The 1,532-nt window shown below is 47.5% G+C and carries 1 protein-coding gene and 1 pseudogene; both read left to right on the forward strand.

What is annotated here, in order from left to right; genetic code table 11:
- A partial coding sequence (locus PR833_RS16765; RefSeq protein ID WP_272526362.1) for a conjugal transfer nickase/helicase domain-containing protein occupies window positions 1-1,288 on the forward strand: 1,288 nt, incomplete at its 5' end.
- A gap of 16 nt (window positions 1,289-1,304) precedes the next feature.
- A pseudogene (locus PR833_RS16770) lies at window positions 1,305-1,532 on the forward strand (tyrosine-type recombinase/integrase); the annotation flags it as partial.

Consider the following 1,532-nt stretch of genomic DNA (forward strand, 5'->3'; position numbering starts at 1 on the left):
CCTGCTGGATTTAACGCTGAATACGACGGCCTGGTGTATGCGGATGTCCCAGAAAGAGATGCTGCCCCGGGGGCTTCCGTCGGAAGAGCAGAGCCGGCAGTTCAGTGCCTGGAATGTGTGCGTGTTTTATACCGGGCTGTTTTACTGGTTGCCGTTAACCGCACAGTTTGAGGGGCAACTGAACAGTCTGTCACCGTGGCAGCCGGGGATCAGTCCGCCATCAGAGCCGTATCGTTTTCGCTTTCATGAGCCGGTGCCGGATATCACGCATTTTCGCCGGACAACAGGGGCCATGATGGCTTTCCGGCTATTACCGGAGAAGGTTATTCACTGGTTGTCGGGTACACCAAAGGCGCTTCAGGCGTTGTCTGACGTGGTGACCGGGCAGGTAAACGGTGATAATGATTTACAGCGTGTGCTGAATGAGGCTCTGGCTGCGTTCCCCGCCGGTGCATTGCCGGCACTTTCTTCCGTTGTTTCTGTGTCAGCGCCTGATGCTTCGTCTTCAGTGCTATCAGGACAGCCGGAGAATGATATCGCGTCATCAGCACCCGCTGAATTGGCGCAAAAGCCACAACCTGCCCCCCTCCCTGTAACATCGGTATTGCCTCCGGAGTCTGTTACTTCAGAAAAAACAGAGAACGGAATTCACTGCGATATACCGCTAATGGTAGTAGCAGAAGCGGAAGGTGCGGTTGCTCCGGAGACACCTGATTCTGCCGATGAAAAAACGGTCTCAGATACGTCTCTTCCGTTATCTGAGGATATGAAATATGCACTTGAATTATCAGGTTTAATGCCGGACGTCTTATCTGATACTCAGACGGGCAATAGTGATGAGAAGGATGAACAGTTCAAAAACTGCCTGAGTACAAAAAATGAAGGCGAAGCTTTCTGGGCGTGGTTTGAGTCCGGATTATTGAGCGGAAAAATAGCAATAAATACGCCGGATGCGAAGGTTCACTGTGTTATAGAGTATTTGTTTTGCCAGAGTCCGGCTGTTTTTTATCAGTACATACAGGAGACGGGTAAAAATCCGGATGATATCGGCCATATTATTTCTTCTTTTGAATCCCTTAAATTGCACAGAATTATCCGTCGTGATACCCGGCAAACGGGACATTTCAGGGCTCGGATTTATGGTGAAAAACTGAATCCGCTGAGTGATAACAAAACATTAATTACGTTATCCCATAAAAAAATCAATGGTTACATGATTAAAGGAAGTCAGATTTTTGGCATGAATATGCCGGAGGAATCATTGTTTATTCGAATTGTCAGCAGTTAGAAAACAGGGGGCATTTATGAATGATAAGCACAGTCCTGATGAGCATAAACGAAAAGTAGATGTCTGGGAGCAAATGCTGAGTAATTACTTTTACAATAAAGTATTACGGCCGGATACGGAGAAAACATACCGTAAGATGGTGCGTCTTTTTCTGCGTTATTGTGGCGCTTGTGAAAATGCGTTACCGCTGCCGGATGAAGTGACACATGAGCATGTGCTGAGATGGCGAAGAAATGAACTGAAC

It is taken from the genome of Providencia sp. PROV189 (genome assembly GCF_028480065.1).
Classification (GTDB): domain Bacteria; phylum Pseudomonadota; class Gammaproteobacteria; order Enterobacterales; family Enterobacteriaceae; genus Providencia; species Providencia stuartii.